Consider the following 16689-nt stretch of genomic DNA (forward strand, 5'->3'; position numbering starts at 1 on the left):
CATCCGGGTTGTACTTGACAGTGGGGTTACAGAATATCTGGCCACTAATGTAATGGATTCTGATTTATATCCGGAAATGTTTAAAGAACTGTACTTTCTCAGATGGAAAACCGATTGAATCTAAATACAATGAGCTGAAAAACCAGCTTGAAATGGAAGAATTCTCAGGTGCAACTCCTGTCTCAATAGAACAGGAATTCTATATCAATATGTTCTATTCTAATCTCTGCGCAATCGTTAAGAATGATGCTGATGAGAAAATAGCTGCATCTTCCAGACAGGACAATCAATACAGATATCAGGCAAACCGGTCCTTTATTATCGGCAGGGTGAAATGTCTGACTACACGGTTACTTTGCGGTGAATTCCAACGCAGTGTAATATTCACTCTGTTCCGCTCTGCTGCCAGACACCGGTCTCAGATACAGCCCGGACGCAGTTATGTCCGCAAGAAGAAAAAGGATAATCTGAGAACTCATTTCAATCATAGAAAATCAGCATTATAAGGATGTTCCTTTTCTTTCGCATACAAAATCTCATGAAAGGTGGTGATGCCCGGGCCTCCCTGTCAGAATTCCTAATATTTGTATGCACGATCATTCCTGCAGGTCAAAAGAATGTTCAAAGCTGGCGCATTTTGCATCTTTTAGTACTTGCCGGTATGGCATCATCTATTTTCAGGCTACCACTGCGCCCATAAAACCAAAAGCAGCCAGATGCACTCTGGGGAATTCGAGTGTACACGCTATAAAAAATTTTGAAGCCGTATTTTCTGAATTTATCATTCTGTCAAATTACTTAAGTTGACCACATTGGTGCCTGTCACCAATGTGGTCAGTAAATGTACGTGGTTCCTTTGATTTTTTTACGAGTTATCCCAGCTGAATCAGATGGTATTTTTACTTTAAAATCGAGATACATGGCGCTCACCTTTCGAGAGTTAATTACTTCCCCTTTGTTCTACCATATTTACTCAATTTTTCAAGCAAAATCGCAGTATTTTCAATGAAATCAAGGGATTTTTACCATCTTCATTGCCTTTTCTGACACAAACGAGAGTTAATTATTATGGAAGTTCACACAGAAGAGGTGCAACCAATTGGCTGCACCTCCATGTTCTTGATTGTTTTTGTGGGTACTTGTATCTGCGAAATATTAAATTTCCGCTTGACATTAACCTATATTGGTGGTAAATGTATAGATGCAGTTAATCACCAATTTGGATTATTTGGAGGCGGACTCAAATGAGCTTGTATCGCACAATAATTCCCAAGTATACATTTATTCCATATGACTTTCCTACTTCTAGAGATGGAAAATATCATTGTCTGCTTGATGATGGGCAGATTTTGAGGTCTAGAAGGGAACAACTCGGTCTATCAGTTTATCAGGTTGCTGAAATGGCGGGTATACAATTCAGTCAATATCAGCGTCTTGAATCAGGGGAACGTTTCTTTTCCGGATGTTCTATGAAAATTGGACTCTCTGTGTGTGCCGTTCTTTTGCTTGACCCTTTTGAGTTCTTCGACGTCAATGTTAAACAGCCAAAACCGGATATCATGATGCCACATGAGGTTTTTGACGGACTCCAAGATGAAATGCCACGCCCCAAAAAAGTTGGTAGAAAGCCTATTAGGAGGGACATTATGACTGTATACTTTAATCACCCATCTTTTTCAATCATCATCCCCCGCGAAGTATTAGTGGCTCTCGGCAAGCCCGCATATATCCAAATGATGTGGAATCTTAACGAAAAACGGCTTCTGCTTCATGTTATAGATTCTGACGCAGAGCAAGCATTTGATATTCCACCTCATCTTTACGATAGTTGTACCGCTCTTGCTTTTCCTCGTGCTGCTATATTTTCAGAGCTAAAAGAAGGACTTGGGTGGGATACCGAGCTTTATGCAGCGGAATGTCGGATTGTCTATGATAAAACCAATGAACTTTTTATTCTCTGCGATTTAAACACCGCACAAAAATCCGAAAAAATAGTGGGACCTTTTGCTATTCCGACATGCATTGATGATGGCATGGATGATGACGAAATCTTAGATGAGGATGGTGAAGAAAATGAAGAGCTATAAAGTGACAGTCCCGAATCGTCATAATCTCCCGCAGTCATTTGGTGTGAATGAATACGATGATCATATTAAACTGAGTGCCTATCTATCCAATAACATAAATAGTGTAGATATCCCTACGCAGATATCCGAGAAGCCGGTGACGGTAGTCGGAGCCGACTGTTTCTTCAATCATGGAGAAATCACAGAAATCAGTTTCCCGGATACTCTGACCAATATAGAGACACAGGCTTTTGCTATGTGCAAGGGGATCAAGGAATTGATTCTTCCCGGCAGCATCAAAGAGATTGAAAGTTATGCATTTCGTGACTGTACGGGCCTGAAGAAGATTATTCTTCCTTCCAGTCTTAAAACATTGAAGCAAGGAACATTTGCGTTTACCTATTTACCGGATGATGTAAAGATTACTTTAAACGAGGGGCTCGAAACTATTCAATCCAAAGTTTTCTCCGGAGGAGGGGTTAATTTAGGCTTCACTGTAAAGCTGCCGTCTACTGTCAAACAGTTGGCTGACGACGCCTTTGATCCTGGAATTAGGGTAATCCGCATTAACTATGATAAGCACATTCCTCTACAACATTCTGTAAAAGCCGCACAGGTTATACGAGAAGCTATATCTGAGAGTGATCTGAATGACCACATTGATACAAGCATCGATTTGCTCCGTAGAATTAAGCAAGAGCATAACTTAGGTCTTTTGACTGATCACGAATGCGAAAAGCTTTTCTATGAGGAGTTTTGCAAAGGCTTTTTCGAATATCTAAAAAGCAAAAGACTTAAAGCCAAAATATGCGATAACAATTGGAACCTGTTCATAAAAGATTACAACCTTTGGAGAGAAGGAAACACTACTCCATCCAACGCGAATGAGTCGTGGCTATTCTATGTCGATTCTGAGCCAGCCAGCCAGACAGACAAAACATGCTTTTTCAAATTGATGGAGTCTTATTCTGTTCCTCTTGCATACTTCAAGCCTATTTCCGATAACTGCGTTTTTCCAAGTCTTCACTACGATGTGTATGGGACGTATATGGCAGGGACGGTCAAGTTTGAATTAATTGATGATAGTGGCCTGTACACATGTAATAATCCGATAGACAAGCAATTTGTTTTAACCGATAAGACCGGCCTGAAAGCGTATATAGCTGTAAATAGACCTGCTAAAAAAGATGAACTACATAATCTTATGACTACTGCGTTTATCGGAACCGGTACGATTGATGGATATACAAGTTCTCGAGCCCGTGAGATTTACATCTCCATTAAGGAACAACAAACAGTATGGTTTTGGTTTGTTGTTGGGAGCGATGATCTTGATGTCCTCCATCACTTTCCACTTTGGGATTCCTACAACGCTTTTGAAACAGAGCGGCAGGAGAAAATACATGAGCACATTCTTAATCTAATGTATCGAATCGATAATGAAAGCCATGAATGAAACGGAGGACGAAGAATGTACAGATTTGACTACTCTTTGGACGATTATCTCCGTGTAACCGATAATTGCGCCAATCACGTTAAAATGCTCCTCCAGACCCGCTATGATGAACTGGAGCATATTCGTGAAGCTATCAATGATCGTTATCCATTCGAAGATCTGTTTCTGAAACAAGCCGAAGTGGATGATGAAAAATTTCTAATTCACAGACTTTTGGAATATTTGGATTCATGCGTTCTTGAGCGAAGGGAATTCCGAAGGGAAATGTTTTCAGATGCCGCAGGAAGTGCAACTGGTACAACAGATGATAGCGGATCAAGAGAGTCAGTCTGAAAGCCACTTTTCTTTGTCCTCATCTGTTAAGTGGCTTGAAAAATTGCACGTATTTCTCGATTCTCCATAATCATTTATCATGGGCTCTTGATAAATGTTTCGACCAGCAATTACCTCCCACAGAGTAAGCAACACTTCTTTCTTGCATTTTCCTCCCAGATTTCGAATGCGAGAAAGTGGGCCAAACTCCAATATATCACGAACTGTGTGTATTCCAGCACGTTTCAAGCAATTTGTGCTACGAACGCTCATGTCCAGTTCCTCCACAGTCATACTCATTACGTTTTGATCGACCTCAAAAATAACCCCTTCAATGCTATCTCTAAACTCCATAATCTGACACGCCATTTCCTGCTGCCTTGACTTTACAATATCACGGAAATTCGGGCAATACTTGTTTAGCCAGGCTTCGGACTCTTCCTGCGTTTCACATTGTTCAAAATCATCCAGGTCCTCTTGATCAACATTTTTACTGAGGTCCCTACCTACATTCACCTCGAGTTCTTTCCGGACGATGTCCGAGAAGAGTTTTCCCTCTTCAACGGTCTCAAAACGGATTCCATGCCGCTCAAGTTCCTTTTGGTCGAATTCATATTTGTTCAATAGATTCTCCTCCTATCAAATTGATTTTTTTAATTCCTGCCTGCGGACGGACCACTCTTCAAGGAATGCTGGTATCACTAGGTGAGAGCGTTCTTCCATAATCTTTTGAGGATTGTTCAGAAGATTCAGGATTTCTGAAGAGGTCAGCGCGCGCAAATCCATGTAGGGCTTTACAAGTCGTTCGATGCTGCTCTGTTCAATGTAAGCTGCAACAGCTTCGCCATCTTTCTGCATCTTCGGCTTATCAATCGTTAAAGTGAACGGAGCTGTTTGTCGCCCATCTACGCTCAATGTAGTTATGGCATTGAAAGCATCAAGTCTCGCCAAATTCACTTTCATATTTGGATCGTCAAAACGAACTGCTGCCGTATGTGCATCTCTGGGAGAAAGACGAAAAGCGCTGAAGTTCGCAGAATTTGACTCCAGAGCATCACGAATTTCAGCCGTCAGTTGACCCGTATGCTGATGACATAGCACCATAGCCAACCCGAACTTTCTAGACTCCGCCAGCATTCTTGGCATAGGATTCGTTTGGAACAAAGCTGCCTCATCTACCACCACAAAGTGCGTTTTGTCCCGTTCATGCCGAGCCATGGCAGCATTCCATAGCTTCATAAGTAGAAGCGTTCCAACAATCCGAGCTGCGTGAGTACCGATATTGGGAGATGCCAAATCAATCAGCGTTACCGTATCGGTATCGATTGAATTCGTGAAGTCTAAGGCATTTGCCCCAGCCCCTAGAGTCTTACGTAGCTGCTCTACAGAGATAAGCCTTTGAAACTTGCACAAATACCAATTGAGCGTTGCCTGAAAATCATTGCTTTTGTCTGTGCCATATTCCTGCTTAATAGTCTCCACAAGCTCAGGGTAGCGGTTGACGATTGCTTTACTTACTTTCAACATATTATCCTGGCTCTGGGAAATAACAGCAATGCTCTCCAAAGAAGCTCTTCTGCCGAGGAAGGCAATTGACGCCTTAGCAAATGTTGAGAACCACCGTTCCCAGCGTGGTCCGACGAAACATTCTCCCGGAGGGTTGAAAATATCTCCGAAGAGCTCGCATAGATCGCTAATATTCCGTTCTTCCTTGGACGGATCATCACTGTCCCAAATATTCAATGGTACCGGATGCTCTGCGTCACCGATTCGGACAACGCGCACACGTTCAGCATACTGCTTTGGAATCATTCTGAGAAGCAAGTCAATAGTACTTCCGTGCGGATCAAAAAACGTCAGACCATGACCCTTTTCGATTGCACTCAGAATGAGCTTCGTAAGGAGTGTGGATTTGCCCGTTCCGGTTTGCCCAACGATCTGATAATGGCGTTTTATATCTGTTTCACCGATGGTAATCCTCCTACAAATACCTGCAGTATCGACTGCTTTGCCAATTTCGACTGCGCCATGGCTCTTAGTGTTCCGATGGCTTGCAGGTATCTTCTTTACGGGTTCTTCACAGACCTGAAGACCAATAGTTGTTTCATGGATTTCAGGTTCCATCATTAGAATTCTGGCTGCATAGTCGGGTAAGATCTGGGCCTCAAATAAAGGATTTCTCCAAATTTCTTCAGCTTTCTTGGTTTCAATATCACCGACATATCTACACTTAGCCCCTTGAACTGCCTCCTCCAATACTGTCTTTAAGCGAATAGAAGGAGAAGTAGGAAGAAGGAGGAGGACTCGCATTTTTACCGGTCTCCCTAGGTAGTCCCTAACTGAAATACCATCCACATCATAACTATGCAGCGTGTTCTTGCGGCAGAAAGTCTGTTCCTCGTCTGTAGCCGGACCTACGACAACTCGCATGACGGCTCCAGTATCTCGCAGCACGCTGACGAGCTCAGCAAATATTTCGGAGTAATGTGTTGGCCATTTAGAAATGCTATCATCTTTAGTGGTAGGGGTTCCACAGTTAAAGCCAATAATCGCTCTTGTCTGTCCTGTCTCTGTTATAGGAAGATAGACCTCATATAGCTGTGTTAGACTAGAGACAGAGGTTTTCAAGACTCCCTTGACAGTTTTTCCGGTCTTTTCAGCACACCATCTTAGTTCTTTCTCCGTAAATTCTTCTGAACCAAAGAGACTAAGAATCGCAAGACCCTTTGTTGGAATCTCAATCTGCCAGCCAACGAAGCTTTCTTCATTCATGACAGATGCACACTTCACCATTCGGGAAGACATTCTCTCAGAAAGCAGCTTCTTTCCTTCACTCTTTATAAGGCTCTCCAAACGGACAGCGACTGCTGTGTTGTTGGGATAGTAATTACTCTTCATCTGTAGCACCTCCTTAGTAGGCTTCACGTTCTAACATATAATCATTGATAACGGACACGAGATGTTTAGTCACTTCATAAAGTCCAGAGGATCCCGTTCTACCAACATGGAAGCAGCCAAGGGAGGCCGGGGTCCAGCGACGAACATCATCTATTGCTACTCCGTCTTTAAGGAGATCATATAGCAACCCGTTATGTCTATGATATATGAGATATTCACGCTGGCCGGAGAAATCGAGATAGATATTGAATCCGTCTCTGTTTCCATTGTTAACTGCGCACACTCTAATGTTTCTGTTATTTTTCTTCATTTACTGATACCTCCACATCACAGGACTTCGTTTTTCTCCTATTCATTAAACGTAGCCTGCTAATGTTTATCGTATTTGAAATATCATTTTTGCACGTGATGGCGGCGCCCCGACTGTCTTCAGCCGCAATCGGTCGCTGTTGCCGAACTCTACGCCCCGGCAACCGGGCGATGACCACAATATGAAATTGTCAAGGTGCAGGTGGAAAACAAAAAAGCCGATGCTCTGATAAACAACCAAATGGGTAGACTTTCCCTCCGGGAAATCATTTAGTCACTTATCAGAGCATCGGCTCTAAACATTTTTAATTTGTGTTTAGACTATATCATAGGCTGGTGCTTTTGTCAACAGGTGAATTTAAAATCTGTTTTTCTCCTGTTAATCACGGTGATAAAATGTACAAAAATCACGCTCAAAAAATGTACAATCAACCTCCAATAAATTAGTATCAGTTTATTGGAGGAATAAGAATGATTGGAGATAAATGGTTGAGCATAAGAAACGACAGAAAAAAAAGAATGAGTTATTCCGAAATAGGCAGGAAATATAACATCGATCGCCGTACCGCAAAGGTAAGGTACAACATGAGCGGTTGATCGGTTCGAAGAATCGTGACTGGGAGTGTCAATTCCTCATAGGTAAGGTACAACTTTCCAGTCAATCTAAACGCGCCTTCAAGAAAGGTGTGTCAATTCCTCATAGGTAAGGTACAACGAAGCCCATAAGCGCTTCACTTCCGACGACGCAATCGTGTCAATTCCTCATAGGTAAGGTACAACAACAGTATTTTTGCTGTCTTCCCATTTATATTACCTCTTTTTTCCTCTGCTTACAAGCATTTTCTCCCAAAAAGTCGGTCAATCTCCTTTTCATCACACCCTACAAATGCCTAAATTTAAAGCTTTCCTATTATTTGCAAATAGAGGTCTGAGGTTGACCGACTTTTTCCTTCTTTCAATTCCCTTTTTCTATATATTTTGCTCGATTTTTATAAAAAATCATCCCTTCCAAATAAATCCAATCTTCCCTCAAGCCTTGTTTTTCAAGCATTCGAAGCACCTTTTAACTCTATATGAGGTTGACCGACTTTTTCCACACATTGTGTTCAGGAAATCGAAAATAGAAATATGTAATCTGAAAATAATATGAAATAAAGCCTAATTGTATTGTAATGGTAACAGGCGGCAATGCTGTAGATTCGCATCGCCGCCTGCATTTTCGTTTATCAGAAAATCTGACCTTCGAGTTTTAGTTTTTCTTTAGCAGGAAACTCTTTATCGAATTCTTCTGCTTTTTCTTCGTCCACAAAGTAGCATTCGGGTGGAGCGTACTCGCCGGTAATGCCATCAAGATAGCCTTCCTCCAACTCTTTACAGAGGAAGAACGATGCATCTGCGCCCTCGGGCAGTCCGTGGTACCGAATGCCGAATTTGCTTGCGTAATCAAAGCCGCTTTTACCGTAGAAATCGATATTTCCCTCAAAGCAAAGCGCTTTGATGCCAAATTCTTTTGCGCGTTCTAAAGAATAATCCAGCAGTAATTTGCCGTAACCCTGTCGTTTCCATTCCGGCGCTATGCAAATCGGTCCCATTGCGGCAATGGGGATCTCCCTGCCGTCATCCGCCTTAATAACCGCTCGCACAAACACATTCTGTCCGATGATTTTGCCGTCCTTTTCCAAAACGAACTTCAGTTCAGGAATGAAATCGGGGTAATTTCTCATTTGATTCAGAACATAATGCTCCAGACAGCCGGGACGATAAACATTCCAAAATGCTTCTCTTACTAAATTCTCAACCTCTCGTTGTTCTTCTTTTCTTTCTAAACGAATTATAATGTCATTTTTATTCATTGTTTTTCCTCCTGAAAATTGTTGACCGCAATATGGGAGGTTTGCGTGGAAATTGTATTTACGCCAACCTCCCGTCAGCGCACAATCTCCGGTTGCATGATTGTTTTCTTCAAAAAGCAATCTCCTTAAAATATTATTATAATCAAGCCTTTCGGCAGATTATCTGTGTATATACAAAATCAATTCGGGATCTGCACCGTTTTCGCTGTATGTGCAGATAAGAGTTTCGTGCCCCTGAACTCAATGTTTGTTCGTAACATGAATGAACGCTAAATGCTACCTGAACACAATCTCCATGTATGGATCGGGATTTTAGCACAATATCCACCAAATCACCTAGTGGGATAGTGATTGCTGAATAGTTACAACATTACATACATTTAGAATATTTCCTCTTAATATTTGAACTACCTCATAGGTAAAGTATAACGTAATTCCGGCAATTGAAAATGCGTGGATTGTATAGTATCAATTCCTCATAGGTAAGGTACAACAATAGTTTCAAGAGCAAAAGATCAGCTGATCTCTCGTGTCAATTCCTCATAGGTAAGGTACAACATGCATTTTATCCCAGAAAGGACGGTGAAAAAGTATGACTAGTAAACAGTGTCAATTCCTCATAGGTAAGGTACAACTGGAACCGAAGGATCCGAATGCTGCTCCGCAGGGACAGGTGTGTCAATTCCTCATAGGTAAGGTACAACGTTTTTACTTCGAGCGTCGTGCGCTGATGATCGGTGGCGTGTCAATTCCTCATAGGTAAGGTACAACGGTTGAACCGAATTGCATTTATGTTCAAGCTCCATATTGAGTGTCAATTCCTCATAGGTAAGGTACAACAACAGTATTTCTGCTGTCTTCTCATTTATATTACCTCTTTTTTCCTCTGCTTACAAGCATTTTCTCCCAAAAAGTCGGTCAATCTCCTTTTCATCACACCCTACAAATGCCTAAATTTAAAGCTTTTCTATTATTTGCAAATAGAGATTTGAGGTTGACCGACTTTTTCCTTCTTTCAATTCCTTTTTTCTATATATTCTGCTCGATTTTTATAAAAAATCATCCTTTCCAAATAAATCCAATCTTCCCTCAAACCTTGTTTTTCAAGCATTCGAAGCACCTTTCTACTTTAAATGAGGTTGACCGACTTTTTCCACACATTGTGTTCAGGGATTGAAAATAAAAATATGCAATCTTAAAATAATGTGAAACAAGGGAACAGAAACCTCGACTCAAAGAGTCAATGAGCCAAGTGATCCTGTCCCCTATTTCATATCTTTCATTTCTCATCTGTACTTTGAGCAGCCGCATTTTTAAGATAAAAGCGCAGAACATCAAGATCTTTTTCTTCAAAGATTTTTTCGCGTAGCTTTTCCGGTACTATTCCCAAATCAGATAACAGATCAATAATATCTTCCGCTTTACCTTCCGCTTTTTCTTCATCGAGTATTTCTCTAAACTGCATATAGCGTCCCTCCATTTCACTGCTTTTTATGACATCCTCTACCGCTTTCTGAAGACGATTAATAAAGTTATCCCGGCAGGCAGTGCCAGTATTACAGTGACCTGACTCAACATATTCCAGAAAATTTACAAGACCCTCGGATACCTCTGCTTTATTCTTTCCCCTGGTGTTGAGGAAAATAGTGTGGCTACCGTCATTAAGACAGTAGTTTCGTGCCCCTGAACTCAATGTTTGGGATATTGTTTCCATTGCCGTCAGGTTCAAAGAATACCGGTGTATTATCAAAATGATTCTTAAGGATGTCCCGCTCTTCCAGTATTTCCAGCGTACCATTTTCTCTTTCGGCTTTTGCTGTCTGCGTGCGAAGCGTAATCCTCTGAATCAGGGAATGCCTTCCGTCGCCCATAATTCCAAAAAAGATACAGGCGAATACGAAACCGAATAAAAAGAGGGGGTTCCGGATTAAAATGACAGAAGGAACTGGACAGTAATGTGGCAGCTATCGTATAAAGCAGCGGTTCAGCCATCCATGGACGGGATGTTTTTTTACGCTCTTTTGATACAGCAATCCGTCCGGTCTGTTCCTTCCCTTGTCACGGTTCCATAGACGGGCCTGTATACAAGATAATAGGGGAGATAATATCCCTTAAAATTTCCCATGCCGGAAACGATACTTCTTCCTTCCGGTGTATTCTCATGCTGATGTCCCCAGTCCAGCATCCGCTTTCTTGCTTCCTCTTTTGTAATAAAAAATGGAATGATCAGATCCGGCATCTGTCTTTCATCGGTAAAGCTGTTATGAACCAGTTTGCTTCCGCAAAAATCGCATGTTACAGAAACCTCTCCTTCCGGAAAGATTACATGCGCTCCACAGGATGGACAGGTACATTCCTCAAATTGTTCGCTTTCTTCCGGTTTCATTGAATTCTGTTTCTGCAGTTCTCTCCAGTGAAGAACCTCATTTTTCGCTTCCTGAATCCCGGATTCTCTCCCGCAATGCGGACACCGATACGTCTGATGAAGGATATCAAACCCGGCAGGAGAACCACAATATTTACAGAAGATCCGAACCGGTTCCTTATGTATCATTTCAGACACTTTTCCACCTCCCCGTTAAATTAATAATTCGGGTCCCAAAGGTCATGTTTTTTCATGCAAGAATGAAACACATGACCTTTTGACCTTTGTATCATAATAATGCACATAAGACATTACTTTCATCAATACGGAAGGATGTCCATCCAGTCGGGAGATCCGTCTTTTCTGTATGCGACAACAAAATGTCCTATTTCTGTTCCGCTGAAATAATTTACAACAATCACATTATCTTCAACGATGATCTCATATGGCCAGTAAACATCATTATTATCCGGATCTGCCCACCAGAGAATTGTTCCATCCTCAGCGATTGCAACAATTTCTGCTCCATAATAGCCTGCAGCATACATCGTTCCGTCTTCATCCGAGGCCAGGCACACAGAACCAGTAAGATGCAGCTCCTCGTAGGATCTTAACCATAATACTTCACCGGTTTCCATATCGATCATATGCAGTCCCTGAAGTGAATTGCCGATGATCACTCCCGGCCTCTCCCCTGTAACTGTAACAAAGGCATCTGTCGCAGTCAGTTCTGTAACCTCATTGACCCCTGTTATATAACCCCAGAGCGGTTCATTTTCGCTGTTATAACAGCCGACACAAAGGGTTTCTCCGTTGTCATAGGAACGTACAGCTACGACATGATACCGGTCATTACTGTAATTTAAAATTTCATTGCCTGAAGCCATAAGTTCCTCATAGTACAGAATACTATTGTAAAAATATCCGTTGTCACTATACCGGCTATCACCTTCCCCGGAATAAATTTCATCGCTGAAGTATTCCAGATAATCAGAAAGGACATAACCGTACAGACCATTATATTCTCCAAATACGAATTCATCGGAATACCGCACACAATTGTGAACCAGAGCTCCAAGCGGGATTTTTATCAGACGATTGGAATTTACATCAGGATACTCTCTCAGTGACACCCATTCATTGCAGTTCACAACCTTCATAATTGTAAGAATATTTTCTTCCCCTTCGTACTCTCCTTCATATTCCGCTTCTGTATCAATGCCATAGCCTTCCACCACGTCATAGGTTGCGTCGTATACAAATGGAGCCTCCCATGGAACACTTATCGTTCCGTCATAAAGAGAGATCATCGGTACCCATGTCAATACTTCTCCCTGAGAATCTTCAATGGTGACCTGACAGTCTGCGACGCATTCACTTACATTGCAGCGCAGGAGAATCGGTTCGCCGGAATCGCTGTGGTATAAAACCTCTCCTGCTTCGCCGCTGTAATTGTTGGATTCATCAATCATATATTCATGTACCGTCAAAGAAGCCTTTTCGTCACACGGATAAATACAGTAAAGTTCATTGCCTCCCTCAATCTCTACAATGTTTGCGTCAGGAATTGTTTTCAGAAACGTGCATTCTTCTGCACAGCCGCTTAAATCCAGCACCTCTTCCAGGTAAGCACTGTCGGAAGCGATGTTTCCCGCTCCTCCATTTACATATCCGAGAAAAAGTACACCGCAGATGCTGCCTGTATTTAATGCGGTCTGCCTGTGAAGGGACAGATTCCGGTATTCTTCTGTTTCAACAGCAACAGTCGCTGTATCGACTGCACTGTCCGGTTCTGTCGTACTGTTCGTAACAGCTGAACCTTTCGTACCATTACTTACCTGTGCAAAAACGGAACTGATACACAGAATGCAGGAACCGATGAATACCCCTGTAAATATGAATATACTTTTGTGGGTTCTGTACCTGCTATTCCTTAAATCCATACATAAACTCAAAAATCTGGTCATTTTACCTTTCCTTTCATGGTAAGCATCAAACATTATTCTCACATGTCTGATTTTTTATCATATCCATTATGATAAATAAATCAGTTCAGCCGGAGAATCAACTCCGGCTGAATCATTCAACTTAAGCATCCTTTTCACTCGAATCGATCTGCTTTTCAGGCGTCTCCTATTCGTTCGAACAATACCTTTTCTCCGTTTTCTTCCACACAGAGCATGCCATCTTCCGTCAATGTAAGAGTCTGGTTATCAATATGACCGATTCCGTTCTCGAATGTCCATGGGGCCTCCTTAACCTCTCCATTGTCCGTAATCTGTACGGTACCGTCTGCATTCAGTGTCATCTGCATTACCATGCCTAAATCAGCCAGATTTAATTCCATATCTTCTGCTACAATTTTTACTGCATTCCATACACCTGTGAAAGAAGCCATATCTCCTCCCGCATCTGCACTTGGAGTCTGTCCCTCAGAAGACGTTTCTTTCTCTTCATCCGGTGTTTCCTGAACGGCATCCTGTTTCTCTGTGCCTGCGTCAGGTTTCTCTGCTTTCTTCGCCGGTACCATACTGCTGTCATATGTCACATCATACGGGGACATGAGTTCTATTACATTCGGTTTTTCAGGATCCAAAACCGTGCAGTCTTCTTTTATTACGTGACTTTCATCCGCAACCGGTCCCAGATTTCCTTTTTCCCAGACACTGTAGAACGCTCCGAAGGCTTCATCTGATGCGGAAGCCGGAAGCTTCATAACAAGATCTGCAGCACAGTCTCCGGAGCAGCTATCCAGAGTATCAAACACTTCTGCATCGGTAAACTCAAAGCAGATGACAGACAGTGAAGTACAACCATAGAAAGCGCTGGCGGAGAAGCTTTCCACACCGTCACGAACATGGATTTCCTTCAGGTTTGTACATTCTCTGAAAGCAGTGGCGCCAATTTGTTTTGCATTGACTACCAACGATTCCATACCACAGCCTCTGAAGCAGTCTTCACCCACATAGTCTGTTTTTCCTTTGTACCATGCCTGAGTAAGTGAGCTGCAGCCATCAAATAAATAGTTGTCAAGCATTTTCGTTCCGTTTACAAAGACCACCGTTTTCAGTGACCGGTTGTTATAGAAAGTGCCTCTTCCGGTATTTTCAAGCGGTCCGTAACAGATCACCGTTTCAAGCTGCTGACAGTACTCAAAGGCAGAGTCTTCGATGTCTGTTACTGTTTCCGGAATCACAAGGGAACGAAGATGCAGCCAGTCATCCTGATTTGTATCCATTTCTGTATCTGTGTAATCACGGGCACATTCAAATGCATTCCTTGCGATCTTCTTTACTTCGACACCGCCGATCGTGCGCGGAATGACAACGTCGATATCTGTTCCGGTATACCCGGTGACGGTTCCTGTTTCCGCATCAAAGTCGAAATATTCTTCTGATGCAGGAATAAACGGCATTTTTGCAAACGCACTTTCTTCACTTTCACGTACGAGGGCATCATACCACGGATAATCCAGAACATCATTCCATGCGGCAAGCTGCTCATCTGTCGCATAATCACTCATTCGGATACCTTCAAGCCCGATTCCGGACAGTGCTTCCACATTTACTTCAAGATCTGCAGGAATCACCAGACTTGTGATCTGGGTTCCTTCAAAAGCACAGGCTCCGATCGAAGTAACAGATTCCGAAAGCGTTATTGCTTCCAGATTCTGACAATTTTTAAAGGCTCCGGCTCCGATTGTCGTAACAGAATCAGGAATCTTTATCTCTTTTAGATTCTGACAATTTTCAAAGGCTCCGGCTCCGATTGTAGTGACCGAATCAGGAATCTTTATCTCGTTCAGATTCTGACAATTACGGAATGCTCCATCTCCAATGGTTGTTACGGAATCAAACAGATCGACAGTTTCCACTACACTGTCTGCAAATGCTTCACTGCCGATATAAGTAAATACATCATTATACGGAACGGAAAAATATTTTACCGTCTGATTGCCCTTAAATGCACCATCTGCCAGACCCGTCACCGGTTTATACTCGGAGCCGTCAACACTGTATTCGTCATATGGACGGATATTTGTCATTTCACCAGTGTAGCCTGTCATATAAAAGGATGCTCCGTCAGGACTTTCAATATAAGTGTCAAGATTATTGTCGCAATACTGAACATCCGGATTCTGGTTGCGCCATACGCGGCAGCTGAGTCCCAGATTATCTACGATCTGCTGAACATCCAGCATTTCCTGCTTCGTACATTTGGTATTCAGATCAATATTCGCGAGTAATGTGCATTCTGCAAATGCAGACTCCGCAATATACGGAAGCTCTGCTGCATCGATATAGACATAGCTTATGCTGCAGGATGCAAAAGCATTTTCTCCGATATACTTTACAGTAGAAGGCATATAAACCCTGTTCATCCACTGACAATTATAAAAAGCATTGTCACCAATATTGGTCAAACCTTCCGGCAGATTGAGTGAACCCTCAACAGCCGCATAAACAAATGCTTCATCTCCTATATATTCAAGACCTTCCGGAAGTTCCAGTGCAAACCCTCTGTAAGAATGGCAAAAAGCACGATCCCCTACACTTTTCAGTGTAGATGGAATTTTTACATACAGCAGTGTCGCTGCGTCCATAAATGCTTCATCTTCAATTGTTGTCAGTCCTTCCGGAAGTGTTACATAGCAAAGATAACGATTTCCCTGAAAAGCATTGGGTCCGATGGAAGTGACCGGAACCCCGTCAATTGCTTCCGGTACATCCAGTCTTCCGGAAAAACCACTGTATTGGGTGATTGTGCCGGTTGCTGCGTCAAATGTGATATTTTCAAGGTCAGAGACCGGTTCCTGTCTGACTGCATTCTGGCCGCTTGACTGTACACTTAACATGCTGCCGGCCGCTTCAAGAGCTGCAGTATAGGCTTCTACCTGGTCATCCGGAACATAGGCAACCGCATCCTGCGCAAGTTCTGTAAATGCACCCGGAGCAATTACCGGACATTCGCCCTCGAACGTTACGGAAGTAATTCCGCTACAGAAACCGAACGCTCCTTTGTCAATATAGCATACTCCGGATGGTATGATAATTTCTGTAAGTGCAGGATCACTGGCAAAACAATTCTGTCCGATAACAAGAAGGCTCTGCGGAAGAGAGACACTTGAAAGTGAACTGCACCATCCTCCCGCGCTGTTTTCCAGTTGTTTCACTGTTTCCGGAAATGTAATGGATGTAATACTATCCACCCCGTTAAATGCATCTGATCCGATAATATCAACCGTACATCCCTGGATGGTATCGGGTATCACGACGTCTCCGCCTGCACCGCTGTATCCGTCCAGTGTATAATCGACAGTATCAAATGACCATACAGATTCATCCTCCGCCTGAACTGATACACTCAGCATTATCACCAGCAGGATCATCGGTATCCATAATTGTTTTTTCATACTTTATTCCCTCCTGA

The 16689-nt window shown here is 42.5% G+C and carries 14 protein-coding genes and 1 CRISPR repeat array; of the genes, 5 read left to right on the forward strand and 9 right to left on the reverse strand.

The features are described 5' to 3' along the window. Positions 1–1068 precede the first annotated feature (1068 nt). The 4 genes from ACTNEW_RS09030 to ACTNEW_RS09045 are packed head-to-tail and all read left to right on the forward strand — an operon-like array spanning position 1069 to position 3855. The gene (locus tag ACTNEW_RS09030; RefSeq protein ID WP_441060103.1) at positions 1069–1248 is read left to right on the forward strand and encodes a hypothetical protein; all 180 of its coding nucleotides are present in this window, start codon (positions 1069–1071) and stop codon (positions 1246–1248) included. Continuing rightward, positions 1245–2087, forward strand: a complete 843-nt coding sequence (locus ACTNEW_RS09035; protein ID WP_441060105.1) for a helix-turn-helix domain-containing protein — start codon at positions 1245–1247, stop codon at positions 2085–2087. Before ACTNEW_RS09030 ends, ACTNEW_RS09035 begins: the two co-directional genes overlap by 4 nt. Then, complete coding sequence (locus ACTNEW_RS09040; protein WP_441060107.1) at positions 2074–3522, forward strand: leucine-rich repeat domain-containing protein; 1449 nt, start codon at positions 2074–2076, stop codon at positions 3520–3522. Before ACTNEW_RS09035 ends, ACTNEW_RS09040 begins: the two co-directional genes overlap by 14 nt. Before the next feature lie 15 nt (positions 3523–3537). Continuing rightward, on the forward strand, positions 3538–3855 hold the full coding sequence (locus ACTNEW_RS09045; RefSeq protein ID WP_441060109.1) for a hypothetical protein: 318 nt from the start codon (positions 3538–3540) through the stop codon (positions 3853–3855). On the opposite strand, the gene ACTNEW_RS09050 is transcribed toward ACTNEW_RS09045, so the two are convergent. Genes ACTNEW_RS09050 through ACTNEW_RS09060 form a run of 3 tightly spaced genes read right to left on the reverse strand, consistent with a single transcriptional unit; the run spans position 3847 to position 7042 of the window. Beyond that, entirely contained in the window at positions 3847–4458 is a 612-nt protein-coding gene (locus ACTNEW_RS09050; protein ID WP_441060111.1) for a DNA-directed RNA polymerase subunit alpha C-terminal domain-containing protein, read from the reverse strand. The genes ACTNEW_RS09045 and ACTNEW_RS09050 overlap by 9 nt on opposite strands. A gap of 15 nt (positions 4459–4473) precedes the next feature. After that, on the reverse strand, positions 4474–6732 hold the full coding sequence (locus tag ACTNEW_RS09055; RefSeq protein WP_441060113.1) for an ATP-binding protein: 2259 nt from the start codon (positions 6730–6732) through the stop codon (positions 4474–4476). Between the two features lie 13 nt (positions 6733–6745). Next, positions 6746–7042 (reverse strand): hypothetical protein, encoded by a 297-nt coding sequence (locus ACTNEW_RS09060; protein ID WP_441060115.1) that lies wholly within the window; start codon positions 7040–7042, stop codon positions 6746–6748. A gap of 470 nt (positions 7043–7512) precedes the next feature. Here ACTNEW_RS09060 and ACTNEW_RS09065 point away from each other — a divergent pair, with 470 nt between their 5' ends. Then, a complete protein-coding gene (locus ACTNEW_RS09065; protein ID WP_441060117.1) occupies positions 7513–7638 on the forward strand; it encodes a hypothetical protein in 126 nt (41 codons plus the stop codon). Between the two features lie 629 nt (positions 7639–8267). Here ACTNEW_RS09065 and ACTNEW_RS09070 read toward each other — a convergent pair. From ACTNEW_RS09070 to ACTNEW_RS09095, 6 genes are all read right to left on the reverse strand, one after another. Then, entirely contained in the window at positions 8268–8894 is a 627-nt protein-coding gene (locus ACTNEW_RS09070; protein WP_441060119.1) for a GNAT family N-acetyltransferase, read from the reverse strand. Positions 8895–9359: 465 nt separating this feature from the next. Further along, positions 9360–9734: a CRISPR direct-repeat array (repeat unit 29 nt; unit sequence GTGTCAATTCCTCATAGGTAAGGTACAAC). A gap of 439 nt (positions 9735–10173) precedes the next feature. Then, a complete protein-coding gene (locus tag ACTNEW_RS09075) occupies positions 10174–10359 on the reverse strand; it encodes a hypothetical protein (protein ID WP_441060121.1) in 186 nt (61 codons plus the stop codon). A 196-nt stretch (positions 10360–10555) separates the two neighbouring features. Continuing rightward, on the reverse strand, positions 10556–10765 hold the full coding sequence (locus tag ACTNEW_RS09080) for a hypothetical protein (protein ID WP_441060123.1): 210 nt from the start codon (positions 10763–10765) through the stop codon (positions 10556–10558). A gap of 140 nt (positions 10766–10905) precedes the next feature. Next, positions 10906–11457, reverse strand: a complete 552-nt coding sequence (locus ACTNEW_RS09085) for a hypothetical protein (protein ID WP_441060125.1) — start codon at positions 11455–11457, stop codon at positions 10906–10908. 122 nt (positions 11458–11579) lie between these two features. Further along, the gene (locus tag ACTNEW_RS09090; protein WP_441060127.1) at positions 11580–13202 is read right to left on the reverse strand and encodes a hypothetical protein; all 1623 of its coding nucleotides are present in this window, start codon (positions 13200–13202) and stop codon (positions 11580–11582) included. A 179-nt stretch (positions 13203–13381) separates the two neighbouring features. Beyond that, on the reverse strand, positions 13382–16672 hold the full coding sequence (locus ACTNEW_RS09095; protein ID WP_441060129.1) for a leucine-rich repeat domain-containing protein: 3291 nt from the start codon (positions 16670–16672) through the stop codon (positions 13382–13384). Positions 16673–16689 lie beyond the last annotated feature (17 nt).

This window comes from Blautia sp. HCP3S3_G3, assembly GCF_052063365.1.
GTDB lineage: Bacteria > Bacillota > Clostridia > Lachnospirales > Lachnospiraceae > Blautia_A.

Bases quoted from the DNA above. Each gene is read 5' to 3' on its own strand.
- ACTNEW_RS09095 (WP_441060129.1), bottom strand. From the start codon at position 16,672: ATGAAAAAACAATTATGGATACCGATGATCCTGCTGGTGATAATGCTG.
- ACTNEW_RS09075 (WP_441060121.1), bottom strand. From the start codon at position 10,359: ATGCAGTTTAGAGAAATACTCGATGAAGAAAAAGCGGAAGGTAAAGCG.
- ACTNEW_RS09045 (WP_441060109.1), top strand. From the start codon at position 3,538: ATGTACAGATTTGACTACTCTTTGGACGATTATCTCCGTGTAACCGAT.
- ACTNEW_RS09040 (WP_441060107.1), top strand. From the start codon at position 2,074: ATGAAGAGCTATAAAGTGACAGTCCCGAATCGTCATAATCTCCCGCAG.
- ACTNEW_RS09030 (WP_441060103.1), top strand. From the start codon at position 1,069: ATGGAAGTTCACACAGAAGAGGTGCAACCAATTGGCTGCACCTCCATG.
- ACTNEW_RS09090 (WP_441060127.1), bottom strand. From the start codon at position 13,202: ATGGATTTAAGGAATAGCAGGTACAGAACCCACAAAAGTATATTCATA.
- ACTNEW_RS09065 (WP_441060117.1), top strand. From the start codon at position 7,513: ATGATTGGAGATAAATGGTTGAGCATAAGAAACGACAGAAAAAAAAGA.
- ACTNEW_RS09080 (WP_441060123.1), bottom strand. From the start codon at position 10,765: ATGGGCGACGGAAGGCATTCCCTGATTCAGAGGATTACGCTTCGCACG.
- ACTNEW_RS09060 (WP_441060115.1), bottom strand. From the start codon at position 7,042: ATGAAGAAAAATAACAGAAACATTAGAGTGTGCGCAGTTAACAATGGA.
- ACTNEW_RS09035 (WP_441060105.1), top strand. From the start codon at position 1,245: ATGAGCTTGTATCGCACAATAATTCCCAAGTATACATTTATTCCATAT.
- ACTNEW_RS09070 (WP_441060119.1), bottom strand. From the start codon at position 8,894: ATGAATAAAAATGACATTATAATTCGTTTAGAAAGAAAAGAAGAACAA.
- ACTNEW_RS09055 (WP_441060113.1), bottom strand. From the start codon at position 6,732: ATGAAGAGTAATTACTATCCCAACAACACAGCAGTCGCTGTCCGTTTG.